Origin of the sequence: Amycolatopsis rhabdoformis (genome assembly GCF_035918295.1) — a bacterium.
GTDB lineage: Bacteria > Actinomycetota > Actinomycetes > Mycobacteriales > Pseudonocardiaceae > Amycolatopsis > Amycolatopsis rhabdoformis.
The window spans coordinates 9,929,096-9,954,063 of sequence record NZ_CP142149.1; the positions used below are offsets into that span (position 1 = coordinate 9,929,096).

The following is a 24,968-nucleotide window of genomic DNA, read 5'->3' on the forward strand; positions in this document are numbered from 1 at the left end:
CCGTCCCACCTTGACTCATGACAGGAACCTTACACATACTGAGCATGTCAGGAACCTGTCAAAGGAGGCTCGTCATGACCCAGATCGACCCGACCGCCGACCTCATCACCCTGATCAACGTCTTCACCGTCGACCCAGCCCACCAGCAAGAACTCGTCGACGTCCTGGTATCCGCCACGGAACACCACATCCGCCACCGCGAGGGCTTCATCTCCGCCAACATCCACACCAGCACCGACGGCACCCGCGTCCTCAACTACGCCCAATGGACCGACGTCGCCCACTTCGAGGCCATGCTCGCCGACCCGGCCTGCCGCCCCCACCTGGCCGCAGCTGCCGCCCTCGCCACCTACGACCCGCACCTCTACACCGTCACCTCAACCCACCACCGCTGACGCACTCGCGCACCCAGAAGCAACGGCCGCGGCGGACCCGCACGTCCCTTTCGGATTCGCAGCACCAACGCGAGCCTGGCTGCCGGAAGCACCACAGCCCTCACGCCTGCTCGAAAGCATGCGGCGGGCATCGCCGCTCCCGTTGTCGGCGAGCCGCTAATTGCGATGCTCGGCAGTCCGCAGACGGCCGTCTCGGCTCAAGCACGCTTCGACGCTCGGCAACGAATCCAGCCCAACGTCGACGTCGAGGTCCAGCCGTTGCCGCTCAGCGGCGACCCACCGCAACACCACATCGCGTCGTCCTGGTGCGGCCGCAGTGTTCGGGGTTGTGGGCCGCAGGGTGGCCTTCGATTGGCCGCTCAGCGGCGACCCGCCGCAACGACCGCGTTGCGTGGTCCTGGTGCGGCCGCAGTGTTCGGGGTTGTGGGCCGCAGGGTGGCCTTCGATTGGCCGCTCAGCAGCGACCCGCTGCAACCACCGCATTTCGTGTCCTGGCCCGGCCGCAGTTTGATTGGCCGCTCAGCGGCGACCCGCTGCAACGACCGGATTGCGTGGTTCTGGCGCGGCTGCAGTGTTGGATTGTGGGCCGACGCAGGCTGGCTTTTGATTGGCCGCTCAGCGGCGACCCGCTGCAACGACCGCGTTGCGTGGTTCTGGCGCGGCGGCAGTGTTCGGGGTTGTGGGCCGCAGGGTGGCCTTCGATTGGCCGCTCAGCGGCGACCCGCTGCAACCACCGCATTTCGTGGTTCTGGCGCGGCCGCAGCGTTCGGGATTGTCGGCAGGCGCAGGCTGGCCTCTGATTCGTCACACCGCGCCGACCCGCCGCAACCACCGCATCGCGTGGTCCTGGCGCGGCCGCAGTGTTCGGGATTGTCAGGCCGCCGCAGGCTGGCCTTTGGCACTCAGCGGCGACCCGCATCAACTACCGCAATGCGTAGTCCGGCCGCGGCCGCAACGTTCAAAATTGCCGGCCACAGACCGCCCTCTGGTTTCGCCACTCCGCGGCAACCCCCGCCAGCTCCCCACGCGACGCCCCTGCCGCCGCCGCCCCTCACCGGCGACCCCCACCACACCCCGCCCAGCCCCACATCCCCGAACCACCACCCCCGGGCAACTCAAAGACCCAACAGCCCCAGCCACCCAACCCCAACACCCAGCCTCACCACCACAAGCTCACTCAACCAACCGCCAACGCCGTAACCCCAGACACATACCGCCCACCCTTCACATCCCCCAACGGCACCAACCGCGGCAACTCCAACGCCACCCCGTCCTCCACCGTCGACAGCACCAACGGCCGCCCACCCGCGGACTCCTCCGCCAACGTCACCGCAGCCCCGTATCCGTCCGACCCCACCGCCACCACGGTCTTGTCCGGCGTCGGCAACACGCCCGCCACCAGCAGCACCAACGCCAGCGACGGCCCGGACTCCGTGTGCGTCTGCGGCGTATCCCCAGCCGCGAACGTCGCCGTCACCGTCCGGCGCGGCAGGTGCGCCAGCAGGGCCGGCGGCAGCGTCACCGTCCGGCGGCCCACGGTCACCCGCACCGCGTGCGTCGCCGGGCCCGCGTCGGACACCGCCACGCGCACCGACCGCACCCCGGTCACCGTGCGCGAAGCGTTTCGATCACCCGGCACCGTCAGGTCCACCCCACGCCCCGCCGTCCGGAACACCGCCGGGTGGTTGCCGAACGCCGGATCCAGCTCCGCGAGCGCGAACGTCACCGACCGGTGCGCCCCACTCACCGAAACCGTCACCCGCAACGCCGTGTTCTTACCCGGCGGCAGCTGCGGCGCCGACGCCGTCACCAGCTGATCGAGATCCGCGCCCGCCAGCTCCGCCGCCGAATACGACTTCGGGCTCGCGACCGCACCCCCCACCGTCACCGCTGAACCGACACTCGCCGACGCAACCCCCGTCGAAGCGACCAACCCGGCGACTACCGCCACCACCACGACGAGCTTGCGCATCCGCGTCTCCCTCGGCCCCATCGCTCCGCACTCGCGGGCGAGCGGCCGCAGTTTAGCCGCTTTTCCGGAGATCATGCGCCGCCCGGAACTCCCGGCGGCACCACGCTCTCGAAAGACCTCCGGCCGTTCCTCACCGTTGCTCGAGAAACTCCCGCCCCACCCGCTTCGGCACCCGGCACAGCCACCCCTCGACCAACGCCTCCTCCAACGTCGCCAAGTCGACTTCCCCCAGCCGCACCAGAATCGCCGGATAACCGTCGAAATGCGGCGTCGTGAAGAAGATGCCCGGGTCATCCGCCAGCAACGCGTCCTTCGCCCCGACATCCGGCACGCGCACCGCGAGCACGTCCCCTTCCGGCGCCGCGTCGCCCAGCGCCTCGAGGTCCACCTTCCGCAGCGGACGCTCCCACGCGTACGCCTTGCCCTTCACGCCCCACGACCGCGTCTCGCGCTTCACCACCAGCTCCGTCCCCGGCAGCCGCGCGCCCAGCCGATCCACGTCTTCCCAGGTCGCCATGCGGCAAAGGCTAGCCCGCTCGTCGCCGACCCACGGCGTTTTCACCCGCCTCACAGCAGTTCCGGGCATGATCCGATCAGCACGCCGACGCTGATTCGGAAAGGCACGCCATGTCCACCGCCACCACCCACGACCCCCGGCCGCCGTTCGCCCCACCCGCCTGATGCACCACGACAACCCAGCCCGACAAACCCTCCATCCCACGGCAGCTCTCACCACCTCGGTGGAAATCCGCGACGGCTGGGCGACCTACGAAGTACGCACCGACGTCCCGCTCTACCGCCAACGCCTGCAGCACATGGGCTTCACCCCCACCGCCGACACCTTCACCCGCAGGTTGTCCGCCACGGGCGACGTCCTACGCACCCACACCAACTTCGCTCGCCACCTCGAGGAAATGCTCCTTCAGAGCGCCAGACAACGCCCCGTGCCCTGGCCCCACGCCCTGGAGGTCTTCCTGAACCGCGTCGAAGGCACCTGCCTGCGTTGGTTCCTCTACGGCTCCGGCGCCCTGGCCCTCCGCGGCATCGACGTCGACCCCGGCGACCTCGACCTCTGCGTCGACGACGCCCACCTCGCCGGAAACCTCCTCGCCGATCTTCTGGTCGAACCCGTCACCACCATGACCGGCTGGATCGCCGACACCGGCGGCCGCGCCTTCGCCGGCTGCCTGCTCGAATGGATCGCGAGCGTCCACGCCGACGTCGACGACCCCGAACCACACGAACAGGGCCCCACCGCCGCCGCCCGCCTGGACCACGTCCACTGGCACGGCCACGACATCCCCGTCGCCCCGCTGGACCTGCAACTCGCCGTCAACCGGCGACGCGGCCTCACCAACCGGGTCGAGAAGATCCGCGCCTACCGGAACCGCGCCTGACCCACGCGAAGACCTGCTCGCCACTCAACGGCGAATCCCCTCGTAAACCTGCCGCGCCGAGCGGCCGCGGACGACACCGTCCACCGCGAAACCCACACAAGAACCTGTCACCCGTGACACCCGCGCAAGACCCGGCCGGACACCCATCGCCGTTCAACGGCGAACCCGCTCGAACACGTGCCGTGCCGACCGCAGGCGACACCGTCAACCACGAAAACCCGCACAAAACCTGCCGCCCCGGACCCACCCGCACTTCGGCTCAAGACCCGGCCGGACTCGCATCGCCACTCAACGGCGAATTCCCTCGAACACCTGCCCGTGCCGAGCGGCCGCGGACGACATCGTCCACCGCGAAACCCACACAAGAACCTGCCGCCCCCTGGCCTACCCGCACTTCGGCGCAAGACCCGGCCGGACTCCCATCGCCACTCAACGGCGAACCCGCTCGAACACGTGCCGAGCCTCCGCAGACGACACCACCCACCACGAAACCCGCACAAAAACCTGACCGCCCCTGACCCACGCCGGCGCAAGACCCGGCCGGACCCCCGTCGCCACTCAACGGCAACAGGCGCCCGGCCAGGAAATTCACCGCTTACGCGCCACCAGCACCGTGTCGCGAATAGCCACCTCGTGCCCCTCCATCACCGTCGTCCGGTCGCGCGCCTCGGTCACCACGGACTCCCACGACGAGTCCAGCGTCCCCGCCACGTCCTCCGCCAGGAAGAACATGTCCGGCACGTTCGGCCGATGCGCGGCGCCCGCCACGTCGGTCGGGTGGTGGCCGACGATCAGCAACGTCCCGCCCGGCGCCACCGCGTCCGCGAGCCGCGCGAAGATCGGCACCCGCTGAGCCGTCGGCAGGTGCAGGAAATGTGACGTGACCAGGTCGTACTTCTCGTCCGGCACCCACGTCGTGAGGTCCGTCGTAAGCCACCGGATCCGGTCGCCCAGCCCGAGCTCGGCCGCCTGCGCCGCACCGCGGTCGAGGGCGGTGGCGGCGAAGTCGGCGGCCGTCACGCGCCAGCCGTTCTGCGCGAGCCACACCGCGTCGCCGCCTTCGCCGGACCCCGCGTCGAGCGCGCTGCCCGGACGCAGGTCGGCCGCTTCCGTCACGAGCTGCTCATTGGGCCGCCCGCTCCAGATCGCGGGCTTCGACCGGTACCGCTCGTCCCAGGAATCCTGGTCGAAGGGAACTTCTTCGTGCTGCTCGGCCATCGTCACACCCCGTGCTTCGTCGGGCCGCCGACCAGCTCGGCGACCTGTCGTTCCAGTTCGTGCGCGAAGGGTTCCCGCGCCCGTCGTACGTCGTCGGCCACCAGGTCGCCGTTGATCGCCGCGCCGGCCATGAGCCCGGCCGCCGCCGACACGATCACCTGCGACTTCATGTCCGTCACATTCCCCGCCACCCACACGCCGGGCACCGCGGTGGCCCCGTTCGCGTCGGCGGGTACCGAGCTGCCGATCACGTGCCCGTCCACCTCCAGCGCCACCGGCTCCAACCCCAGCGACACGAGCAGATCGGCCCGCGCCGTGAACCGCGGCGCGACCACCACGGCCTCGCGCGCCACCACGTCTCCCGAGCGCAGCACGACCCCGGTCAGCGCGTCGTCCTCCACTCGCAACGCCGCCACCTCGCCGTCGACCACCCGGATCCCGCGTGCCGACAACTGTGCGAGCTGCTCCCCGTCGAACGTCACCGTGTGCCGGAAAACGACCACGTCGTTCGACAGCTGCCGCCACATCAGCGCCTGGTGCACGGCCATCGGGTTCGTCGCCAGCACGCCGATCGCCTGGTCACGCGCTTCCCACCCGTGGCAGAACGGGCAGTGCAGCACGTCGCGGCCCCACCGCTCGGCGACGCCGGCGACGTCGGGCAGCTCGTCCACGAGCCCCGTCGCCACCAGGAGGCGACGCGCCTTCGTGGTCCGCCCGTCGGCCAGCCCGACGACGAAGCCGCCGTCGACCGCGGCCGCCGAGGTCGCCGCGCCGGCCACGATCTCGCCCCCGTAGCCGATCAGTTCTTCCCGCCCGATCGCCAGCAGCTCGGCAGGCGGCGTGCTCTCGCGGGCGAGGTAGTTGTGCACGTGGCCGGCGGGCGCGTTGCGGGGCTCGCCGGCGTCCACCACCAGCACGGAACGCCGCGAGCGCGCCAGCACCACCGCGCCGCTGAGGCCGGCGGCACCGCCGCCGACCACCACGACGTCGTAATTCTCGTTCACCTGGTCCTCCTGTGTGTTCGTCCCTCCCCTCGGACTATCCGCAGAACTCGCCGACTTGACAAATACGTTTGCCGAAGTAGCAAATGGAGACATGGACGGTGAACTTCCGGACGTCGACGGCGTCCTCGAATCGGTCGGCCCACGACTGCGGGCGCTGCGTCAGGAGAACAACGCCACGCTCGCGCAGCTGTCGGAGACCACGGGCATCTCGGTGAGCACGCTCTCTCGCCTCGAATCCGGCCAACGCAAGCCGACGCTCGAACTGCTGCTCACCCTTGCTCGGGCGCACCAGGTGCCGCTCGACGAGCTCGTCGGCACCGCGCCGACCAGCGACCCCCGGCTGCGCACGAACTCCTTCGTGCGCCACGGCGTCACATTCCTGCCGCTCACGCGCCGGCCCGGCGGGCTGCGCGCGTACAAGCAGATCTTCCCGCCTCACTGGCCGGAAACAGACCCCGATCCGCGCGTCCACGAGGGCTACGAATGGGCCTATGTCCTCTCCGGACAGTTGCGGCTCGTCCTCGGCGAACACGACGTGATCCTCAAACCGGGTGAAGTCGTGGAGTTCGACACGCACGTTCCGCACTGGTTCGGCAACCCCGGCGACGTGCCGTGCGAGGTCCTCGCCCTTTTCGGGCCACAGGGGGAGCGGTTCCACGTCCGCGCCCGTCCCGCGTCCTCTTGACACATACCCATATGGGAATACGATAGGTCGCGTGGCACGAGCAGCGACGACAACGGACGTGTTCAACGCCGTGGCCGAACCCCGGCGACGCGAGATCCTCGACGTGCTCGCCGGCGGCGAGTTCCCGGTCAACGACCTCGTCCGGCTGCTCGGCATGGGGCAGCCGCAGGTGTCCAAGCACCTGCGCGTGCTGCGCGAAGTGGGCGCGGTCGACGTCCGGGACGACGGACGCCGGCGCCTGTACCGGCTCAACGGCGGCGCCCTGAAACCGATCCACGACTGGGTGCGGCAGTTCGAGCGCTCCTGGGAGGAGCGGTTCGAGCTGCTGGACTCCGTGCTGGAGGACCTCGAAGGCACCGAAGACCCATCCACGGGCAAGGAGAGCGACCATGACCGACACGACCACGGGCACGGCGAAGGTGACCCTGCCGGCCGATGACCAGATCCTGATCACCCGCGAGTTCGCCGCCCCGCGGCACCTCGTCTACCGTGCGTGGACCACGCCCGACCTGGTCAAACGCTTCTGGGCGGGCCGCCGCGGCACCATGCGGTCCGTCGAGATCGACCTGCGCGTCGGCGGCCGCTGGCGCTACGTCCTCGACGCCAACGGCGGCTTCGAGGTCGCCTTCCACGGCGAATACCGCGAGATCGTCGCCAACGAACGCATCGTCAGCAGCGAGGTCTACGAAACCCCCGGCGCGTCCGACGACGACGCCGCCATCACCACCACGACCTTCGCCGGTTCGGGCGACCGCACCAGCCTGTCGATCCTGATGGAGACGGGCACCCGCGAAGTCCGCGACGCCATCATCGAGTCCGGTATGGAGGGTGGCATGCAGGAGCAGATGGACCTGCTGGAGGAGCTGGCCTCGTCGCTGGCCTGAGTGCCGGATTTCCTCTGGGACAACGGTTCCGATCGCCCTGAGTCGGGTGTCGTGCCGGGTCAGGTGTCGCGATGGGACCGGTCGCGATGGGACCGGTCGTGCCGAAAACGGCCACGACGGGTCCCCTCGCGCCGAACACCGACGCAACGGGTCCCGTCACACCGGATCGACGCGACGGGACCCGTCACGCCGAGCCGAGGTTCGCAGCGGCTCAGGTCTGGGCCGTCGGCCGCACCACGATCTCGCTCACGTCCACCGCCGCCGGCTGGCTCACGGCATAGGCGATGGCGTCCGCGACGGCCGAAGCCGGAATCCCCAGCTGCTCGCTCGCCGCCCGCGCCGCCGCCTGCGTCTCCGGATCACCGCCCTGATCGGCGAGCTCCGACTGCGTGAAGCCGGGGCTGACGATCGTCACGCGGATGTTCGTGTTCTCCTGGCGCAGCCCCTCGGAGAGCGCCCGCACCCCGAACTTCGTGGCGCAGTACACGGCCGCCGTCGGATCCACGCGCAAGCCGGCGGTCGACGCGACGTTCACGATGTGCCCCCCGGTTTCGCCCATCAGCGGCAACACCGCGGCGATCCCGTGCAGCGTGCCTCGCAGGTTCACGTCGATCATCCGGTTCCAGTCGTCGACGCGGAGCTTGTCCAGGGTGGACAGTGTCATCACGCCGGCGTTGTTCACGAGCACGTCCACCCGGCCGTGGCTCTCGTGCGCGGCCGTCACGAACGCGCGCACGCTCTCCAGGCTGGTCACGTCCAGTTGCCGGAAGTCGGCAGAACCACCGTTCGCGCGGATCTTTTCCGTGAGCGCCGCGAGCCGGTCGGTGCGGCGGGCGCCCAGGACGACGTGGTGACCGTCGGCGGCCAGGCGCAGTGCGGTGGCCTCCCCGATGCCGCTGCTCGCGCCCGTGATCAGCGCGATCTTGCCGTTCATGCGTGCTCCTCGTGAGGTCTGCGCGGTCGTGGGGACCGTCGTGACCTCGAGGCTGCCCGCGGCGAGCCGCGCCCGGAAGGACGCCGCTGCCTAGGAGTGGCACACCCTGGCCGGCTTCACCGTGGCTGGTCGGCCGCCGCGTGCAACGACCCCAGCAGCGCCAGCGCGTCGGCACTCGCGCTGTTCGGCTCCGCGATGCCCACCAGCAGGTACTGGCCGGACGCGTCGCGCACGTCGAACGTCTGGTAGTCCAGCACGATCCGCCCGACGGCCGGGTGCTGGAACGTCTTGCGCGTCCCGGCGAGCCCCTTCACCCCGTGGTTTCGCCACAGAACGGCGAATTCCTCGCTCGTGGCCAGCAACTCGTCCACGAGCTCGTCGACCTGCTCGCGGTCGTAGCCGCTCGCCAGCCGCAACGCGTCGACGGCACTCGCCGCGATGTCGTCCCACTCCACGAACAGCTCGCGCGCCACCGGGTCGTGGAACAGCGTGCGCACCATGTTCGCCGGCTTGCCGAGCGGGGACAGGAGCGCGTCGGCGAGGGCGTTGGTCGCCAGCAGGTCGAGGCGCCGGTTGGTCACGTACGCGGCCGCGTTGGGGAAGGTGCCCATCAGCCGCAGGAGCTCGGGGGAGACGTCGTCACGCCGGCACTCCTGCACCCGCGGCACGAGGCCGGCGAGCCGATAGGCGTGCCAGAGACCATCGGCATCCAGGCGCAGCGCCCGCCCGATCGCGTCCAGCACCGACCCGGACGGGTTGCGCTCACGCCCCTGCTCGAGCCGCGCGTAGTAGTCCGCGCTGACGCCCGCCAGCACCGCGACCTCCTCCCGCCGCAGCCCGCTCACCCTCCTCGGGCGATGACTCGTCACACCCGCGTCCTCGGGCGCCAGCCGGGCCCGCTGCGCGCGCAGGAACTCTCCCAGCTCGTTGCCGCTCACCTCACCACGGTACCGGCCGCACCGACATCCGACGCCTCTCTCCACCCGGCACCACCACGGCCGAAACCGGCCGCGGACCTCACGATCGCCCCTCAGCGGCGAAAGCAAATCCGCCGCCGCCAACGCACGGCCGCCGCCTCGCCGCGACCGTTGCCAGAAATCGACACGGGCCGGGAATCCTCCGCGACCGTTGCCAGAAATCGGCAACGGGCCGGGAAGCCTCGCCCCGACCGTTGCCAGAAATCGGCGACACGCCCGCAAGCCCCGCCGCGACCGTTGCCGGAAGTCGGTGGCATGCCCGCAAGCCTTGCCTCGACCGTTGCCGGAAATCGGCGACGGGTCCGCAAACACCGCCGAGGTGTCGCCAAGAATCGGCGACGGGTCCGCGAGCCCCGGCGTGGCGTTGCCGGAAATCGGCGACACCGAGGTCAGCGCCGATTTCCGGCCCGCCGCAGACCCCGGACCCGACCTCAGGAGGCCGACTCCAGATACTGCCTCAGCACGTCCGCCTCGACCCGCAACCGCTCCGCCGCCTCGGCCCGGCCGAGCTTCTCGTACTCGTCCGCAGCGGTCGTGCGCTCCAGCACCTCGGCCTCGACGATCGCCCGCACATCGGCTTCCGTCAGCTCACGGCGCTCGGCCTCCGCGGCACCGACGCCCAGCGCCGCACCCGCGACGTGTTCCGTCCCGGTCGCCGTCGACAGCTGATCGACCGGCACGGCCTCGGCGTTGTCGATCGCCGCCAACGCCGAGCGCAGCGCAGTGGTGGCGACGCGGTCGCGGTTCTTGAGTGCCGTCTTCAGGCCGGCACGAAGCCTGGCGCGCATGGGCCGATTTCCATCCGGGAGTAGGGAACGAAGGAATCCGACGCTAGCAGCCGACCACCGCCTCGGGCGCGCCATTTCCGCTCCTCAAGTTGACCGTCGATGGTTCCCGACGCGAGGGGGACTGTCATGCCCAACTGAGTGTCCACGATGGACCCAGCCCCGTCGTCGTCCACGGTTTCGAGGTGCAGCACCCGCTCCCCACAGGTGCGTGAAGTTGATGCACCACCTCCCGACGACACGGGTTTCGCCACTGAACGGCAACCCGTCGGCCACGACCGGTCCCACCACGACCACCGACGCCGCGCGCTCGCCCAGCACCGGCTGCCCCGGCCGCGGTGTGGCCGCCTAAGGACGACGTGCTGCGGGCGGTCGACGAGCTGTGCGCCGAGGCCTTCGTAGCGGGCGAAACATCGACGGCTTTCGCGGCGGCATTCGACAAGCGCCCAAGCGTTGGTGGATGGCGAAGCCGCGCCGTTGATCGACGAAATGGCGCGGCTGGGGGAGCGGTGGCTCACTGGCGTCGAGCGGACCCAGCCGGACGCACCGGACGTCGCGCCCCGACGTGCGGGCGGCGGTGAGTACCCCGATTGGACTGTCGATCACGATGCTGCGTGACCACAGGTCGCGCGCGATGAGCGTCGGTGTGATCGAACGGTGCGAGACTGCGCACATGGCTGAAGCAGCACCAGGCCGGCCGGGCCGTCCCGCGCGTTGGTCGCGTGACGACATCGTCGAGGCGGCCGGCCGGATCGTCACGACCGAGGGCGTCGACGCGCTGACCATGCGCCGGGTCGCCCGCGAACTCGGCTGTTCGCCGATGGCCCTCTACCGCCACGTCCGCGACAAGGACGAACTCCTGCTGCTCCTGCTCGACCACACCGCCGCCACACTGCCACGGCCGACGCTGCCGGAAGACCCGCGCCGGCGTCTGGTCGTTTTGTGGCGACAACTGCACGACGCCCTGGCGGAGCACCCGTGGGTGGTCGGCGTGCTGGCGCAGGGCGACCTGGCCGGCCCGTCCGTGCTGTGGCTGGTGGAGGAGATCCTGACCGGGTTCGTCGCTTCGGGTCTCGCTCCCCGGCAGGCCGCCGCGGCGTACCGGATCGTCTGGCAGTACACGGTGGGCGTGCTGACCATTCGCCACGCAACGACCACACGCGCGGCCGAGCACGACCAGGACGCTCCACAGGTGCAACGCACCATGATCCTCGACGCCGATCCCGCCGAGCTTCCGTTGATCTCGTCCCTGAGCGGCGACTGGCCGCACGCCTGGGACAACTACGCCGCCGGCCTCGACGCCCTGCTGGACGGCCTCCTCCCGCGCGCTTGACATCCACCTCCGAGGTTTGTGTACTAGTACGCAAACCTGGGAGGTGCGATCCATGACAGACACGACGGACGTGGTGGTGATCGGCTCCGGCGCCGCGGGGCTGGCGGCCGCGCTGGCTGCCGCCGCCCGTGGAGAAAGCGTGGTGGTGCTCGAGGCGTCGCCACGCTGGGGCGGGTCGACGGCCGTGTCCGGCGGCCAGGTCTGGGCGCCGAACAACCACCTGCAGGACGAAGCCGGCTTCGCCGACAGCGAGGGCGAGGCGTTGGCCTACTGCCGCGCCGCCGCGCCCGGCCGGGACCCGGAGCTGGTCGAGACCTTCGTGCGGTCAGTGCCGGCAGCGGTCCGCTTCGTCGAGGAAAACAGCCCGATCCGCTTCACCGTGGTACGCGGCTACCCCGACACCTTCGCCGAACTCCCCGGCGGCAAACCGGCCCGGCACCTCGAAGCTCAGCCGCTGACCACCGACGGTCTCGGCTCACCTGACGAGCTCCTCTGGCCCCCGCCCTACGGCGCGCCCGTGCTCACCAACGACGAGTTCTTCGAGCACCGCATGTTCGCCGGCAGCGCGCCACCGTTCGACCTGACGCGGCGGCGGCTCGACGCCGGTGAGGTCGCCCTCGGCGCGGGCCTCGTCGTCGGGCTCCTGCGTGGCTGCCGGGACGCCGGCGTTGAGCTGGTCCGCGGCTGCCGCGTGCGCCGGCTCATCCGCGCCGACGGACGGATCACCGGCGTCGAAGCCGACCGGGACGGCAACCCCTGGCGCTTGACCGCGCGCCGCGTCGTGCTCGCGACCGGCGGGTTCGAGCACGACCCCGACCTGCGGTCACAGCTGCTCGCCGGCCCGCTCAGCCACCCCGTCACCCCGCCCGTCCAGCACGGCGACGGCCTGCGCCTGGCCGCCGACGCCGGCGCGCAGTTGTCCCGCACCGGCGAATACTGGTCCTGGCCCGCGTTCCGAGCACCCGGCCGGCGCTGGCCCGACGACGCCGGGACCCCGCAGGCCCAGCTCGTGATGGCCGAGCGCTACCTGCCACACGTGATCTGGGTGAACGCCGCCGGCCGCCGGTTCGTCAACGAAGCCAGCCACAACTGTGCCGTCGCCTTCGCCGAGCTCGACGCCAACACCCACCGCCCCCGCAACCTCCCCGCCTGGGCGATCGGCGACGCGCAGTTCCGCGCGCGCTACCCCGTCGGCGGCGTGCCACCGAACGAACCGTTGCCTGATTGGCTCCCCAGCGCCGACAGCCTCGACAAGCTCGCCGCCCTGGTCGGCATCGACGCCACCGCGCTGCAGCACACCGTCGACCGCTTCAACGCCACCGCCGACGCCGGCCGCGACGACGACTTCCGCCGCGGCAACACGGCCTACGAACGAGCTTTCGGCGACGCCACCGCGGCCCATCCCAACCTCGGGACGATCAGCGAGCCGCCGTTCTTCGCGCTCCCCGTGCACGCGAGCGCCGTCGGCACCAAGGGCGGCGCCCGGACCGACCATCGCGCCCGCGTGCTCGACTGGGCCGGTCAGCCCATCCCCGGTCTGTACGCGGCCGGCAACGCCGCCGCAGCCGTTTTCGGGCCGGGCACCATCGCCGGCGGCATCACCATCGCGTCCGCGTTGACCTGGGGTTGGCTCGCGGGGTCCGACGCGCCGTGACCGTCATGCCGTCGGCCGCCCCGCGCCGGCGTAGTCGTCGCCGGGCTTGCGGTACGGGTGCACCTGCACCGCCTGGCCCGTCTGCGGCGCGTCGATCATCTGCTGGTTGCCGATGTAGAGACCCACGTGGTGGATCTTCGTCGTCGGCTCGCCGTAGAAGATCAGGTCACCCAGCTGAGGTTCACTCACGTGGGGGACGCTGTGGAACTGCGTGTCCGCCGTGCGCATGAGCTTCACGCCCGCGCTGCCATACGCGGCCGTCGTGAGGCCGGAGCAGTCGAACCCCGGATCGGGGTCGCCGCTGCCGTTGCCGCCCCACACGTAGGGGAGGCCGATCTGGTCGATCGCGAAGTCGACCGCGCTCAGCACCGCGGGGTTCGGCGCCTGGCCGCTCTGCCCGACGGTCCCGTACACATTCACTGTCGCCAGAATCCGGTGCAACGAAACGGGCGCGCCCTGCAGCGACGAAACCGCGTTCCACCAGTCCGTCGCCAAATCGCGGCCACCGGCACAGAGCGCGCGCCCCGCGGTGAGGGCGGCGTCGTCGATGTTCTGCGGATCCGGCTTCCCGCCCGACGCGCTGCGCTGCCACTTCGACCACACCGCCGGCGCCAGCTGCATCGGCCCGGACGCGTTGGCCGTCGACACCGTGCGTCCGTAGAAGTCGCGGACCTCGACGGTGCCCAGCGGCTTGGTCAGCGCGCCGTCGGTGCCGACGTGGTCGCCCTGCGCGCGCCCGTGGTCGCTCGCGACCTTGCCGATGGCCGCGAGCGTCACCCACGACAGGTGGCACGCGGGTTGTTCCTTGGTGAGCGTCACGGTCGCCTGCGCGTACCCCGTCATCGCCCGCAGCGGGATGTCCAACCACTGGCTCGTCTTCGACGCCCACGCGTCGAACTCACTGGGCTGCGGCACGTTCGGCTGCGTCGTCGGCACCGCCACACTCGACGCCGGCGCATTGGACGCCGATGCACTCGACGTCCCCGGCACCGACGACTCGGCCGCGGTCGTCGCCGCCCGCTCCGACCCCGGCGCGAACTGCACGGCCACCACCAACGCCGCGACCGCCACAACCACGGCCGCGACCACCACCAGCGCCCGCCCCCGCCGCGACTTCCGCTTCCCGACCTGCGGCTCGCCCCCGTCGCCACCCAGCGACTCGTGCTCCGTCATCGCCGCCGAAAACGGCGGCAGCGGCTCAACCGGCCCCGAAAACCCCCGCCCGACCTGGCCATCGCCACTGACCGGCGACGACCCTGAGCCCGCCTTTTCCCCTTCGACCGGCGACGCGCCAGCGCTCTCGTCACCATCGAACAGCGACATCCCCGCGGGCTCGCCTTCGCCATCCAGCGGCGAGGCGGTCGTCTCGTCGCCGTCCAGCGGCGAAGCCTCAGCGTGACCATCGCGGGGCGACATTTCCGCGGGCTCGCCTTCGCCATCCTGCGGCGACGCCGTTGACCCGTCGCCGTCCAGCGGCGAAGCCTCGGCGTTGCCATCGGGAGTCGAAACCTCGGTGACCTGACTTTCGCCATCGCCCGGCTGCTCAGCGCCGACCGGGTTTTCGCCACCAGCCGACGAAGTGCCGCTGGCCTTGTCGTTGCCACTGATCGGCGACACGGCGTTCCCGTCGTCGCCACCCAACGGCGACACCTCGGTGCTCGCCGAATCGTCTCCTCTGACCGGCGACGGCTCAGTGGCCTGTTCGTCTCCACCAGCCGGCGACTTGGCCCCGCCCGGGTTGTCGCCGCCAGCCGGCGAAGGACCGCCGACCTGCGCATCGCCACTATGCGGCGACACAGCCTTCCCGTCGTCGCCACCCAACGGCGACGGCCGCGAACCCTCCGACGACCCCACCATCACCGCCCCCCGGCAAGTCTCGACAGCACGAACTCCCGCAGCCCATCGAGGTCGGTATCCACCGCCACCTCGACCGGCCGCCCCGACGGATCGACCGGCACCGCGCGGCGGTCGACGAGCGTCATGCCTCGAGCCGGCCCCGCGGTCACGTCGATGTCCACCGGGTAGGTCTCCGTCTGCAGAATCCCGGGGCTGATCGCCTCCGCGACAGCCACGGCATCGTGCATCACGATGCCGTCGAAGCCCAGGACCTGCCGGTAGTGGGCGAGGTAGTCCGGCGTCAGCGATTCGAGCATCCGACCCAGCGGCCCCGACGCGGCGAGCTTCGCCAGCCACGCGCTGTCCACGGCGCAGCGGTGCGTGAGGTCGAGCGGCACCATCACACACGGCACGTCGTCCTCCGCGATCACGCGGCGCGCGGCTTCCGGGTCGGCCCAGATGTTGAACTCAGCCACGGCCGTGCTGTTGCCCCGCGCGACCCCGCCGCCCATCAGCACGATGCGCGAGATCTTCGACTTCACGCCCGGGTGGGCCGCGAGCAGCGCGGCGATGTTCGTGAGCGGCCCGATGGGCGCGATCGTCACCGGTTCGTCGGCTGCTTCCAGCAGCGAGACCATCAGCCCCACCGCGTCCAGCGACTCCAACGGCCGCGTCGCCTCCGGCAGGGAAGACGCGTGGCCGGAGAGCCCGTCGCTGCCGTGGACGTGGCCCGAACCACGCTTGCTCAGGTGCACCAGCGGCCGCGACGCGCCGGCGGCGACCGGCACGTCGGGGCGGTCGCACAGTTGGAGCAGGCGCCGGGCGTTGGCGGTGGTGCTGGTCAGCGGCACGTTGCCGAAGACCGTGGTCACCCCCAACAGTTCGACGTCGCCGGAAACCGCGGCCAGCGCGATCGCGAAAGCGTCGTCGACACCAGGGTCGGTGTCGATGATCAGCTTGCTCCCCATCCGTGCTCCCCTTGCCTGTGGCGGGCGTCCCCGCACAGGTTACGGTCAACGGCATGACGTCGATGTGGGGTGCGCCCGCGTTGTCCCGCGTGCGCGCTTGGCGGCGGGCCCGGCTCGACCCGCACCAGGCGAAGTTCCTGACGCGGGACTCGCTGCGCTGGGTGCTGCGCAACCGCGCGTACACGCCGTGGTACCTCGTGCGTTACTACCGCCTGCTCAAATTCCGGCTCGCCAACCCGCACATCATCCTGCGCGGCATGGTGTTCCTCGGGAAAGACGTCGAGATCCACTGCCGCCCCGGTTACGGCCGGCTCGAGATCGGCCGCTGGGTCCACATCGGTGACGGAAACGCGATCCGCTGTCACGAGGGGTCCCTTCGCATCGGCGACAAGTCCGTGTTCGGGCGCCAGAACGTGATCAACTGCTACCTCGACATCGAGCTCGGCGCCGCCACCCTCGTCGCCGACTGGGTCTACATCTGCGACTTCGACCACGTCACCGCCGACATCCACGTGCCGATCAAGGACCAGGGCATCGTGAAGTCGCCGGTGCGCATCGGGCCGGACACGTGGCTCGGCACGAAGGTCAGTGTCCTCAAGGGAACCCGCATCGGCCGCGGTTGCGTGCTCGGCGCCCACGCCGTGGTGCGCGGCGAGATTCCGGAGTACTCCATCGCCGTGGGCTCGCCCGCGCGCGTGGTGCGCAACCGCAAGGACGACTACGCCGCCGACGCCGCCCGCCGAGAAGCCGTCGCCGACATGGCCCGCAAGGCGAACAAAGCCCTGCAGAAGACGCTCGGCGAGGGCTGAATCCGCTGGTGGGAGGCCGTTTGCCACACAACAGCGACGGGTTCCGCCAAGGCCGTTGCCACTCAGTGGCGACGGGCTCACCAAGACCGTCGCCACTCGGCGGCAACGGCTTTCGCCGCCGAACGAACCCCTTGGTCATCCGGCGGCGAACCCCTCACTCCTCGAACGACATCTCCGGCGGCGGCCGGCGGAACCCGCGCGTGAGCACGACCAGGTAAACGATCCCGATCCCCAGCCACACCAGGCCGAACGTCAGCGCCAGCCCGTCCAGGTGCACCAACAGCCACAGGTCCACCAGCGCGCCGATCACCGGTGCGACCAGCCACGTCAGCACATTGCGCGGCGTCGTGCGCCGCGTGCGGACCCAGGTCGCGATCACGCTCACGTTGACCATCGTGAAGGCCGTGAACGCCCCGAAGTTGATGAACGACGTCGACGTGGTCACGTCCAGCGCCAGCGCGATCAGCCCCACCACACCGGTGAGGCAGATCGCGAACGCCGGCGTGTTCAGCTTCGGCCGCAAGCGGCCGAAAACCCGCGGCAGCACACCGTCGCGGCCCATCGCGAACATCAGCCGCGACGCGCTGGCCTGCGCCGCGATGCCCGACGCGAACTGCGCCACCACCAGGCCCGCCAGGAAAAACGCCCCGAACAGCGACCCGCCGATGTGCCGCGCGATCTCGAACGCCGCCGACGACTCGTCGTCGAACGCGAAGCCCGGGTGCACCAGCTGAGTGACGTACGAAAGGACGATGAACACGCCACCGCCGATGAGCGCGGTCAGCAGGATCGCGCGCGGAATCGTCCGCTTCGGCTCGATGGCTTCCTCGGTCAGCGTCGTCACGGCGTCGAAGCCCAGGAACGAGTACGCGGCCACCGCGGCGCCGCCCGAGATCGCGCCGAACGTGGTGCCCGAGTGGAAAAACGGGTCACCACTCGCCACCGAGTGGCCATCCGAGACCACCTGCTTGAGTGAAAGGACTACAAAAAACGCGATCACCAGCACCTGGAACGCCATGAGGACGAAGTTGGCCTTCTCGGCGATCTTGATGCCGAGGACGTTGAGCAGCGACGTCAGCACGATGAACGCGATCAGCCACAGCCAGCTCGGCACCCCCGGGAACTGCGCCGACAGGTACGCGCCGCCGATCAGCCAGATCACCATCGGAAGGAAGAAGTAGTCGAGCAGCACGGCCCAGCCCACCAGGAAGCCGAGTCGCGAGTCGATGGCCTTGCGCACGTAGGTGTAAGCCGAGCCGGCGACCGGGTGCGTCGCGGCCATCTTGCCGTAGCTCGCGGCGGTGAAAAGCATCGCGACCAGCGCCACGATGTACGCCGACGGCACCGCGCCCTCGGTCGTCGTCGCCACCACGCCGAACGTGCCCAGCACGATCAGCGGCGCCATGTACGCGAGTCCGAAAAGGACGACGCCGGGCAGCCCGAGCCGTCGTTCGAGCTTGGCTCCTGCTGTCACCTTCGTGGTGCTCATCGGGCTCCTTCTGCTCGCGGACGCCACCGGTCCGGCTCGATGCGGCCCCCGTACAGGGGGAGTTCCAGCGGTTTGTCACCCGGCGTGAACTGATCCCACATCCGGTTGACGCCAGCGGTCCCTTCGCGCCGAACGCGGGCGACCTCGTCCAGGTCGACCGTGCGCGCGAGCACCCCGGACGCGGCACCCGGCAGCTCGCCGAGCACGGTGCCCTCGGGATCGACCAGGATGCTGTCTCCTACCCCGACGGGACCGGCCGTATTCACGCTCGCCACGAAAACCTGGTTGGTGATCGCGTTGGCCCGCGCGAGCACGAGCTCCTGCGCCCGGTCGGGCGTGGTGGTCTGCACCGGGTTGAGCACGAGCTCGGCACCGAGCCACGCGAGGTGGCGCGTGACCTCGGGGAACCAGGCGTCGTAGCAGATCGAGAACCCGAGCCGGCCGACGTCTTCGAGCTCGGCGACCACGAAACGGTCACCCGGGTCATACGGCTCATACGGCCGCCACGGGAACACCTTGCGGTAGCTGCCGGCCAGCTCGCCCGCGGGCGAGAACACGAGGGCGGTGTTGAACAGCTCGTCGTGCTCACCGCGTTCGCAGACGCTGCCCGGCGAAAGCCAGACGCCGAGGTCGCCGGCCAGCTGGGCCAACTCGCGGGTCCGCGGTCCGTCGAGGGGCTGCGCGGCGGCGTTGAGCTGCTCGGTGCGTTGGTCGGCGGTCCCCTCGACACCGCACAGGTGCAGTTCGGGAAACGCCACGAGCCGGGTTCCGGGGTGCTCGGCCAGCACGGCGCCGGCCTGGTCCGCGAACGCCGAGACGGGGTCCTGGTACGGCCGCGGTGGCAGCTGCGCCAGCGCGATCGGCAAGGGGCGGGGCATGCGCCGAAAAATAGTCCATCTTGCTCACTTAAACAATAGTGTTCACTTTGAGATGTTTTGGTGGGTATGGTCTTCGCATGGCCGCCGACCTGGGTTCCCCCGCCCTCACGGGCATCCGGCGCCTGTCCGCGCTCGACACCGTGCGGGCGCGCATCGCCCTCGCGATCGAGCTGGGTCTGCTGGCGCCGGGGGAGCGGTTGCCGCCCAACGGCGAGATCGCGCGCGCCCTGGGCGTCGGCGACATCACCGTGCGGCGGGCACTGGTGTCGTTGTGCGAAGACGGCGTGCTGGTGCGCCGCCGCGGGCGCACCGGCGGCACGAGCGTGGCCCCCGACGCGCCGGCCGGTCGGGTCGGCGCCGTCGACGCCTACCGCGAGTCGTCCGCGGAAGTCCACGACCTGATCGACCACCGGCTGGTGATCGAGGCCGGGCTGGTCCAGCTCGTCGCCACGCGGCGAACCGACGAGGACGTCGAAAAGCTGCGGGACCTCGTCCGCCGCATGGACGAAGCTGCCGGCTGGGCCGAGTTCCACGAGCTCGACGCCGAGTTCCACCTCACCGTGGCCGCCTCGGGCGCGCCGGCCGCGGCGGTGCGGCAGTACGAGCTGGTGCTGCGGGAGCTGTACCGCTTCTACCTGCCTTACCGGATGTCGGCGCTTCGCGCGTCCAACCGGGAACACGAAGTGATCGTGCAGGCGATCGCCACCCGCAACCCCGACGAGGCGGCCATCATGACCCGCGCCCACGTCGGCGATCTGCACCACACGATGTTCGTCGGCCTCTCCGACAGGTCAGGTTCCTGACGCTCGACAGTCCACTACGGACTGATCCCGGCTGATCGGTGACACACATCAGCCGATCGGCTGATCCGGGTCCTCGCGCGCAGGCCCGATGATCATCAGCATGCCGAAGTTCCGTTTACTCGTCCCGGTTGTCGCGGCCGTCGCGATGGTCCCGCTCGTGCCGGCCCTCGCTTCCGCGCAAGGGCTGGACTGGAAACCCTGCGTGTCCATCGCGAAGGGCTGGGACGCCGACGATCAGCGCACGGAGTGCGCGCTGGTGACCGTGCCGCTCGACTACGCCGACCCCGCCGGCCGCACGATCGACATCGCCGTGAGCCGCATCCGCGCGACGGGCGAACGCACCGGCGCCATCGTGTTCAACCCCGGCGGTCCCGGTCAGTCCGGCATGAAAACGCCGCTCACCATCGCCGGGAGCAAGGCCGCCGGCCTGCTGGACCACCACGACCTCATCGGGTTCGACCCGCGCGGCGTCGACTACAGCGCGAGCCTCCAGTGCGACGAGGACGACGCCCAGCCCGACCCGTCGTCGTCCGAAAAGGACCAGGCGCGGTTCCTCGCCGAGCACAAGGCCGCGGCCAACGCGGCGTGCTTCGCGAAAGACCCCGCGCTCGTGAAGTCGTTCACCACGCCCAACATCGCCCGCGACGTTGACCGCGTCCGCGAAGCGCTGGGCGAGCAGAAGATCGGCTTCTACGGCGTCTCCTGGGGCACGGCGCTCGGTGCCGAGTACCGCACGCTCTTCGACAGCCACGTCGACAAGATGCTGCTCGACTCCGTGATGTCGCCCGAGCTGAACCTCAAGACGATGGACGACGACCAGGCCGCTTCGGGCGAGAACACGTTCCGCGAGTTCGCCGCGTGGGTCGCGCGCTACGACTCCGTCTACCACTTCGGCGGCACCGAACCCCAGGTCGAGAAGGCATTGCTCGCCCTGCGCGCCGAACTCACCGCGCACTCGCGTACCGGCCCGGACGGTTCGCCACTGAACGGCGACGCCGTCGGCCAGCTCCTGGCCTACCCGCGCCCCCAGTGGACCGAGGCCGCCGGCCAGCTGGTCGCCATCCGCGACGGCGCCACCCCAGCCGCCCCGGCCGCACAGCCTGCCACCACTGCGTCGCCGAAAACCGGCTTCGGCTGGGACACCGAACGCACCGGCGGCAACTCCTTCCAGCAGAACGCCCTGCTCTGCAACGAGTCACCCAGCCCCCGCGACTTCGACGCAGTGTGGCAAGACCGCCTCGACCGCATCAAGGCCAACCCGGTCACCGGCTCGTTCGGCTTCTACGAGCCGATGTGCGTCGGCTGGCCCCAGCCGGCGACGCAATGGCACTTCAGCGCGGGCAAGAGCCCACTGCAACTCGTCGGCCACGCCTTCGAGCCGGTCACCCCGATCGGCTGGGCGCTCGCCATGCAACGGCACATCGGCGGCTCCCTCATGACCATCGAGGACGACGCGCACGGCTCCCTCTCCAGCCTGCCCTGCGCCGCCGCGGCCGTCACGTTCTTCGACACCGGCCAGACCTCCACACAGTCCTGCCCCGGCGACCCGGTCCCGGCACCGAAGGCGTAGCTGCAGCCGTAGCCACCAGAAGGCGAAACCCACGTGACGCCGCGGATAGCCTCGATTCGTGAGTGAGATCCTGCGGCGTCACGTGGCCGCGTTCAACGCCCGCGACCTCGCGGCCCTGCTGGCGGGTTTCACCAACGACGCAGTGTGGATCACCGGCACGACGGTCGTCCGGGGTCGCGCCGAGCTGACCGACCTCTTCCGCGCCGCCATGACCCAGCTGTTGCCGACGCTCACCATCGACGACCTGCTCGTCGACGGCGACCGCGTCGCCGCTCAGCTGACCGAACGCCTCACCCACAACGGTGAAGCGCGCACATTCCCGATCGCCGGCTTCTACCATCTTCGAGACGGCCGGATCGCCTCCGCCAAGATCTACCGCGAAGGCAGCGCCGAACTCGTCTGAATCCGTTGCCGCTCAGTGGCGAATGCTTCTGACCAGCACAAACGTCAGAGCAAGAAGTGGAACAACGGGCTCCCCGGCTCCACCTGCTCGACCTGCAACGGGCTCGCCTCCAGCCGCGCGAGCAGCCCCGGCAGCTCGGCCGGCCGCGGAATCTCGAGGCCGATCAGCGCCGGCCCGAGCTCGCGGTTGTTGCGCTTCACGTACTCGAACCGGGTGACGTCGTCCTCCGGGCCGAGGATCTCGTCGAGGAACCGGCGCAGCGCACCGGGCTCTTGGGGGAAGCTGACGAGGAAGTAGTGCTTCAGCCCTTCGTGCATCAGCGAGCGTTCGAGGATCTCGCTGTAGCGGCTGACGTCGTTGTTGCCACCGGAGACGATGCACACCACCGTCTGCTCCGGCTCGACCGACACCGTCGTCCCCAGCGCCGCCGACGCCAGCGCGCCCGCCGGTTCGGCGATCACGCCGTCGGCCTGGTACATCGCCAGCATCTCGGTGCACACGGCGCCTTCCGGCACCGAGGTGAGCTCCGCGCCGCTGTCGCGCACGAGCGGGTAGGTCACGCCACCGGCCTCACGCACGGCGGCACCGTCCACGAACGAGTCCACCGCGTCGATCCGCACCGGCTCACCGGCGGCCAGCGCCGCGGCCATGCACATCGCGCCCCGCGGCTCGACGCCCACGACGCGGATCTCCGGGTGCCGCTCGCGCACCCACGTCGCGATGCCGGCCAGCAGGCCACCGCCGCCGACGGGGACCACGAGCACGTCCGGCACGAAGCCGAGCTGGTCCACGATCTCCAGCGCAACCGTTCCCTGACCGGCGACGGTGCGCGGGTCGTCGAACGCCGGGACGAGTGTGGCGCCCGTGCGCTGGGCGTCTTCGTTGGCGGCGGCGAACGCGTCCTCGTACGTCTCGCCGACGACGATCACCTCGATGTGCGCGCCACCCAACGTCGCGATGCGCTGGCGCTTCTGCCGCGGCGTGGTGCCCGGCACGTACACGCGGCCTTTCGCCCCCAGCCGGCGACACGCGTATGCGACGCCCTGCGCGTGGTTGCCGGCGCTCGCGCACACGACGCCCCGGGAGCGCGTGGCCTCGTCGAGCTGGACGATGAAGTTGTAGGCGCCGCGGATCTTGTACGAGCGGACCGTCTGCTGGTCCTCCCGCTTGAGCCACACCCGCGCGTCCACCCGGGACGACAGCCGGGCGTTCGGCTCGAGCGGCGTCCGGGTGACCACACCCGAGAGCCGCTCCGCGGCCTGTTCCACCATCTGGGCACTGACGGTATCGATCCGTTGCACGATCGTTGAATCTACTTCCCACTCATCGCGACGCCCGAGGCGGTGCGGGCGGCCGCCCTCACCGAACGTCGTCGAAACGGCTGGATTCGCGCGGTCATGAACGTTCCGGACGAACTCGGCACGCGGCTCACGAACTCTTCGGCACCGCCGGATACGGCACGAAGGTGCTCGTGTTCTCGTCCACCGTCAGCGGTTTGCCGATCGCCGGGAACGCGCGCTGCGTGCACGTCGGACGTTCACAGACTTTGCAGCCCATCCCGATCGGCGTCGCCGCGGCGGGCTCGTCCAGATCGAGACCGGTGGAGTACACGAGCCGGCCCGCGTGACGCAGCTCGCAGCCGAGGCCGACGGTGAACGTCTTGCCCGGGCTGCCGAAGCCGCCGATGTTGCGCGAGACCGTGCGCGCGATCCAGAAGTAGCGTTTGCCGTCGGGCAAGGCGGCGATCTGAGTAAGGATCTTGCCAGGCGAAGCGAACGCCTCGTAGATGTTCCACAACGGACACGCGCCCCCGACGCGCGAGAAGTGAAACCCCGCGGCCGACTGGCGTTTCGACATGTTCCCCGCCCGGTCCACGCGCACGAACGAGAACGGGATGCCCCGCTGCTTCGGCCGCTGAAGCGTCGACAGCCGGTGGCACACCGTCTCGAAGCCGACGCCGAAGTGGTCGCACAGCCGCTCGATGTCGTAACGGAACTTCTCGGCCGTGGTCAGAAAAGGGCCATACGGCAGGATCAGCGCGCCCGCGAAGTAGTTCGCCAGGCCGACGCGCGCGAGCGTCCGCGCGGCCGGCCCCGAAAACGCCCACGAATCGGCCAGCTCGGTGATCAGGTCGTCGTATTCGAGCAGCGCGATCTGCGAAGCCATCCGGAACGCCTGTTGCCCCACGCGCAAGCTCGGCGCGAGGCGGAGCACGCGCGTCGCGGGCTCGTAGCGGTGCTGCTGACCTGCGGCTTCGTTCAGTCCTTCGCTCGTCACCTCCACGCCGTAGCGCTGCCAGAGGCGATCCTTCAACGCCGTGAGCGCCGTCCCGCGGCGCAACGGAATCTCCGAAGCCATGCGTTCCGCCCGCTCATCGAGCTCGGCGACGTAGTTCTCCCGCTCGTAGAAGAAGTCCCGCACCTCCTCGTGCGGCAACGGCGCCGCCGCACTGCCGTGCAGGCCGAGGCCGTTTTCCGTGGTGAGCGCGACGGTGCTTTCCACCGCGTTGCGATAGCTGCGGTGCAGCTTCACCAGCGCCTGGGCGATCGACGGCAGGTTGGAAGCCAGCTCGTTGAGCTCGCTCGTGGTCACCTCGACGCCCACGACCTCGTCGAGCAGCGCCTCCTTCACGTCCGCGACCAGGCGAGACGTGTCGTTGTTGGCGAAGAACTCCGTGTCGACGCCGAACGCCTGCGTGATCCGCAGCAGCACCGGCACCGTCAACGGCCGCGAGTTGTGCTCGATCTGATTCAGGTAGCTGGGTGAGATCTCGAGCACACGAGCGAGGTCTGCCTGGCTCATCGAGCGGCTCTCGCGCAGATGCCGTAGCCGCGCCCCGGCGAAAGTTTTGTCCATCGCTCCTCCGTTCGGCCGGAAGGTTTCCGGCCCTGAACGATTACGTGAACGATCAAGGCCGTGGATTTTCACTCAACTTGCGAACCGTTGATTTGCAAGCTTTGCAAGATGCTACGCA

The 24,968-nt window shown here is 70.1% G+C and carries 24 protein-coding genes; 11 read left to right on the forward strand and 13 right to left on the reverse strand.

Annotation, left to right across the window (positions count from 1 at the left end):
• Positions 1 to 74 precede the first annotated feature (74 nt).
• Positions 75 to 395, forward strand: a complete 321-nt coding sequence (locus tag VSH64_RS46245; RefSeq protein WP_326569072.1) for an antibiotic biosynthesis monooxygenase family protein — start codon at positions 75 to 77, stop codon at positions 393 to 395.
• 1,177 nt (positions 396 to 1,572) lie between these two features.
• Here VSH64_RS46245 and VSH64_RS48630 read toward each other — a convergent pair.
• Complete coding sequence (locus tag VSH64_RS48630) at positions 1,573 to 2,367, reverse strand: hypothetical protein (protein ID WP_326569073.1); 795 nt, start codon at positions 2,365 to 2,367, stop codon at positions 1,573 to 1,575.
• A 130-nt stretch (positions 2,368 to 2,497) separates the two neighbouring features.
• Positions 2,498 to 2,884, reverse strand: a complete 387-nt coding sequence (locus tag VSH64_RS46255; protein ID WP_326569074.1) for an MmcQ/YjbR family DNA-binding protein — start codon at positions 2,882 to 2,884, stop codon at positions 2,498 to 2,500.
• 223 nt (positions 2,885 to 3,107) lie between these two features.
• On the opposite strand from VSH64_RS46255, the gene VSH64_RS46260 reads away from it, so the two are divergent.
• The gene (locus VSH64_RS46260) at positions 3,108 to 3,764 is read left to right on the forward strand and encodes a nucleotidyltransferase family protein (RefSeq protein WP_326569075.1); all 657 of its coding nucleotides are present in this window, start codon (positions 3,108 to 3,110) and stop codon (positions 3,762 to 3,764) included.
• A 588-nt stretch (positions 3,765 to 4,352) separates the two neighbouring features.
• On the opposite strand, the gene VSH64_RS46265 is transcribed toward VSH64_RS46260, so the two are convergent.
• Together VSH64_RS46265 and VSH64_RS46270 are read right to left on the reverse strand one after the other, a co-directional pair.
• Complete coding sequence (locus VSH64_RS46265; protein ID WP_326569076.1) at positions 4,353 to 4,982, reverse strand: SAM-dependent methyltransferase; 630 nt, start codon at positions 4,980 to 4,982, stop codon at positions 4,353 to 4,355.
• Between the two features lie 2 nt (positions 4,983 to 4,984).
• Positions 4,985 to 5,986, reverse strand: a complete 1,002-nt coding sequence (locus VSH64_RS46270) for an NAD(P)/FAD-dependent oxidoreductase (RefSeq protein ID WP_326569077.1) — start codon at positions 5,984 to 5,986, stop codon at positions 4,985 to 4,987.
• A 91-nt stretch (positions 5,987 to 6,077) separates the two neighbouring features.
• Between VSH64_RS46270 and VSH64_RS46275 the strand changes: the two genes are divergently transcribed.
• Genes VSH64_RS46275 through VSH64_RS46285 form a run of 3 tightly spaced genes read left to right on the forward strand, consistent with a single transcriptional unit; the run spans position 6,078 to position 7,555 of the window.
• A complete protein-coding gene (locus VSH64_RS46275; RefSeq protein ID WP_326569078.1) occupies positions 6,078 to 6,671 on the forward strand; it encodes a helix-turn-helix domain-containing protein in 594 nt (197 codons plus the stop codon).
• Between the two features lie 31 nt (positions 6,672 to 6,702).
• Positions 6,703 to 7,110 (forward strand): ArsR/SmtB family transcription factor, encoded by a 408-nt coding sequence (locus VSH64_RS46280; protein WP_326569079.1) that lies wholly within the window; start codon positions 6,703 to 6,705, stop codon positions 7,108 to 7,110.
• Positions 7,061 to 7,555 carry an SRPBCC family protein gene (locus VSH64_RS46285; protein ID WP_326569080.1) on the forward strand — a complete coding sequence of 165 codons (495 nt, stop codon included), beginning with the start codon at positions 7,061 to 7,063 and terminating at the stop codon, positions 7,553 to 7,555. Before VSH64_RS46280 ends, VSH64_RS46285 begins: the two co-directional genes overlap by 50 nt.
• Positions 7,556 to 7,766: 211 nt before the next feature.
• On the opposite strand, the gene VSH64_RS46290 is transcribed toward VSH64_RS46285, so the two are convergent.
• The 3 genes from VSH64_RS46290 to VSH64_RS46300 all read right to left on the reverse strand — a co-directional run bounded on the left by VSH64_RS46290 (position 7,767) and on the right by VSH64_RS46300 (position 10,254).
• Complete coding sequence (locus VSH64_RS46290; protein ID WP_326569081.1) at positions 7,767 to 8,489, reverse strand: SDR family oxidoreductase; 723 nt, start codon at positions 8,487 to 8,489, stop codon at positions 7,767 to 7,769.
• 116 nt (positions 8,490 to 8,605) lie between these two features.
• Positions 8,606 to 9,427, reverse strand: a complete 822-nt coding sequence (locus VSH64_RS46295; RefSeq protein WP_326569082.1) for a helix-turn-helix domain-containing protein — start codon at positions 9,425 to 9,427, stop codon at positions 8,606 to 8,608.
• A 470-nt stretch (positions 9,428 to 9,897) separates the two neighbouring features.
• A complete protein-coding gene (locus tag VSH64_RS46300) occupies positions 9,898 to 10,254 on the reverse strand; it encodes a GatB/YqeY domain-containing protein (RefSeq protein WP_326569083.1) in 357 nt (118 codons plus the stop codon).
• 670 nt (positions 10,255 to 10,924) lie between these two features.
• Here VSH64_RS46300 and VSH64_RS46305 point away from each other — a divergent pair.
• Both VSH64_RS46305 and VSH64_RS46310 read left to right on the forward strand, forming a co-directional pair.
• On the forward strand, positions 10,925 to 11,584 hold the full coding sequence (locus VSH64_RS46305) for a TetR/AcrR family transcriptional regulator (protein WP_326569084.1): 660 nt from the start codon (positions 10,925 to 10,927) through the stop codon (positions 11,582 to 11,584).
• A 52-nt stretch (positions 11,585 to 11,636) separates the two neighbouring features.
• On the forward strand, positions 11,637 to 13,238 hold the full coding sequence (locus VSH64_RS46310) for an FAD-dependent oxidoreductase (RefSeq protein ID WP_326569085.1): 1,602 nt from the start codon (positions 11,637 to 11,639) through the stop codon (positions 13,236 to 13,238).
• A 3-nt stretch (positions 13,239 to 13,241) separates the two neighbouring features.
• Here the strand turns inward: VSH64_RS46310 and VSH64_RS46315 are convergent, their stop codons facing one another.
• Positions 13,242 to 14,411 carry a C40 family peptidase gene (locus VSH64_RS46315; RefSeq protein WP_326569086.1) on the reverse strand — a complete coding sequence of 390 codons (1,170 nt, stop codon included), beginning with the start codon at positions 14,409 to 14,411 and terminating at the stop codon, positions 13,242 to 13,244.
• Positions 14,412 to 15,094: 683 nt separating this feature from the next.
• Entirely contained in the window at positions 15,095 to 16,042 is a 948-nt protein-coding gene (locus tag VSH64_RS46320; protein WP_326569087.1) for a nucleoside hydrolase, read from the reverse strand.
• Between the two features lie 53 nt (positions 16,043 to 16,095).
• Between VSH64_RS46320 and VSH64_RS46325 the strand changes: the two genes are divergently transcribed.
• Positions 16,096 to 16,851 carry an acyltransferase gene (locus VSH64_RS46325; RefSeq protein ID WP_326569088.1) on the forward strand — a complete coding sequence of 252 codons (756 nt, stop codon included), beginning with the start codon at positions 16,096 to 16,098 and terminating at the stop codon, positions 16,849 to 16,851.
• 154 nt (positions 16,852 to 17,005) lie between these two features.
• Here VSH64_RS46325 and VSH64_RS46330 read toward each other — a convergent pair whose 3' ends face one another.
• Both VSH64_RS46330 and VSH64_RS46335 read right to left on the reverse strand, forming a co-directional pair.
• Complete coding sequence (locus VSH64_RS46330; protein ID WP_326569089.1) at positions 17,006 to 18,340, reverse strand: APC family permease; 1,335 nt, start codon at positions 18,338 to 18,340, stop codon at positions 17,006 to 17,008.
• Positions 18,337 to 19,218, reverse strand: a complete 882-nt coding sequence (locus VSH64_RS46335; protein WP_326569090.1) for a carbon-nitrogen hydrolase family protein — start codon at positions 19,216 to 19,218, stop codon at positions 18,337 to 18,339. The genes VSH64_RS46330 and VSH64_RS46335 overlap by 4 nt, the downstream gene beginning before the upstream one ends.
• A 77-nt stretch (positions 19,219 to 19,295) precedes the next feature.
• Between VSH64_RS46335 and VSH64_RS46340 the strand changes: the two genes are divergently transcribed.
• The 3 genes from VSH64_RS46340 to VSH64_RS46350 all read left to right on the forward strand — a co-directional run bounded on the left by VSH64_RS46340 (position 19,296) and on the right by VSH64_RS46350 (position 21,994).
• Complete coding sequence (locus VSH64_RS46340) at positions 19,296 to 20,021, forward strand: FadR/GntR family transcriptional regulator (RefSeq protein ID WP_326569091.1); 726 nt, start codon at positions 19,296 to 19,298, stop codon at positions 20,019 to 20,021.
• Positions 20,022 to 20,121: 100 nt separating this feature from the next.
• Positions 20,122 to 21,591 (forward strand): alpha/beta fold hydrolase, encoded by a 1,470-nt coding sequence (locus tag VSH64_RS46345; protein WP_326569092.1) that lies wholly within the window; start codon positions 20,122 to 20,124, stop codon positions 21,589 to 21,591.
• Between the two features lie 58 nt (positions 21,592 to 21,649).
• Positions 21,650 to 21,994 (forward strand): nuclear transport factor 2 family protein, encoded by a 345-nt coding sequence (locus VSH64_RS46350; protein WP_326569093.1) that lies wholly within the window; start codon positions 21,650 to 21,652, stop codon positions 21,992 to 21,994.
• Between the two features lie 44 nt (positions 21,995 to 22,038).
• Here VSH64_RS46350 and ilvA read toward each other — a convergent pair whose 3' ends face one another.
• Positions 22,039 to 23,295: a threonine ammonia-lyase IlvA gene (gene ilvA / locus VSH64_RS46355; RefSeq protein WP_326569094.1), complete on the reverse strand. Its 1,257-nt coding sequence runs from the start codon at positions 23,293 to 23,295 to the stop codon at positions 22,039 to 22,041.
• A gap of 127 nt (positions 23,296 to 23,422) precedes the next feature.
• Positions 23,423 to 24,850, reverse strand: coding sequence for a short-chain fatty acyl-CoA regulator family protein (locus VSH64_RS46360; protein WP_326569095.1), 1,428 nt, complete (start codon positions 24,848 to 24,850; stop codon positions 23,423 to 23,425).
• Positions 24,851 to 24,968: the final 118 nt, after the last annotated feature.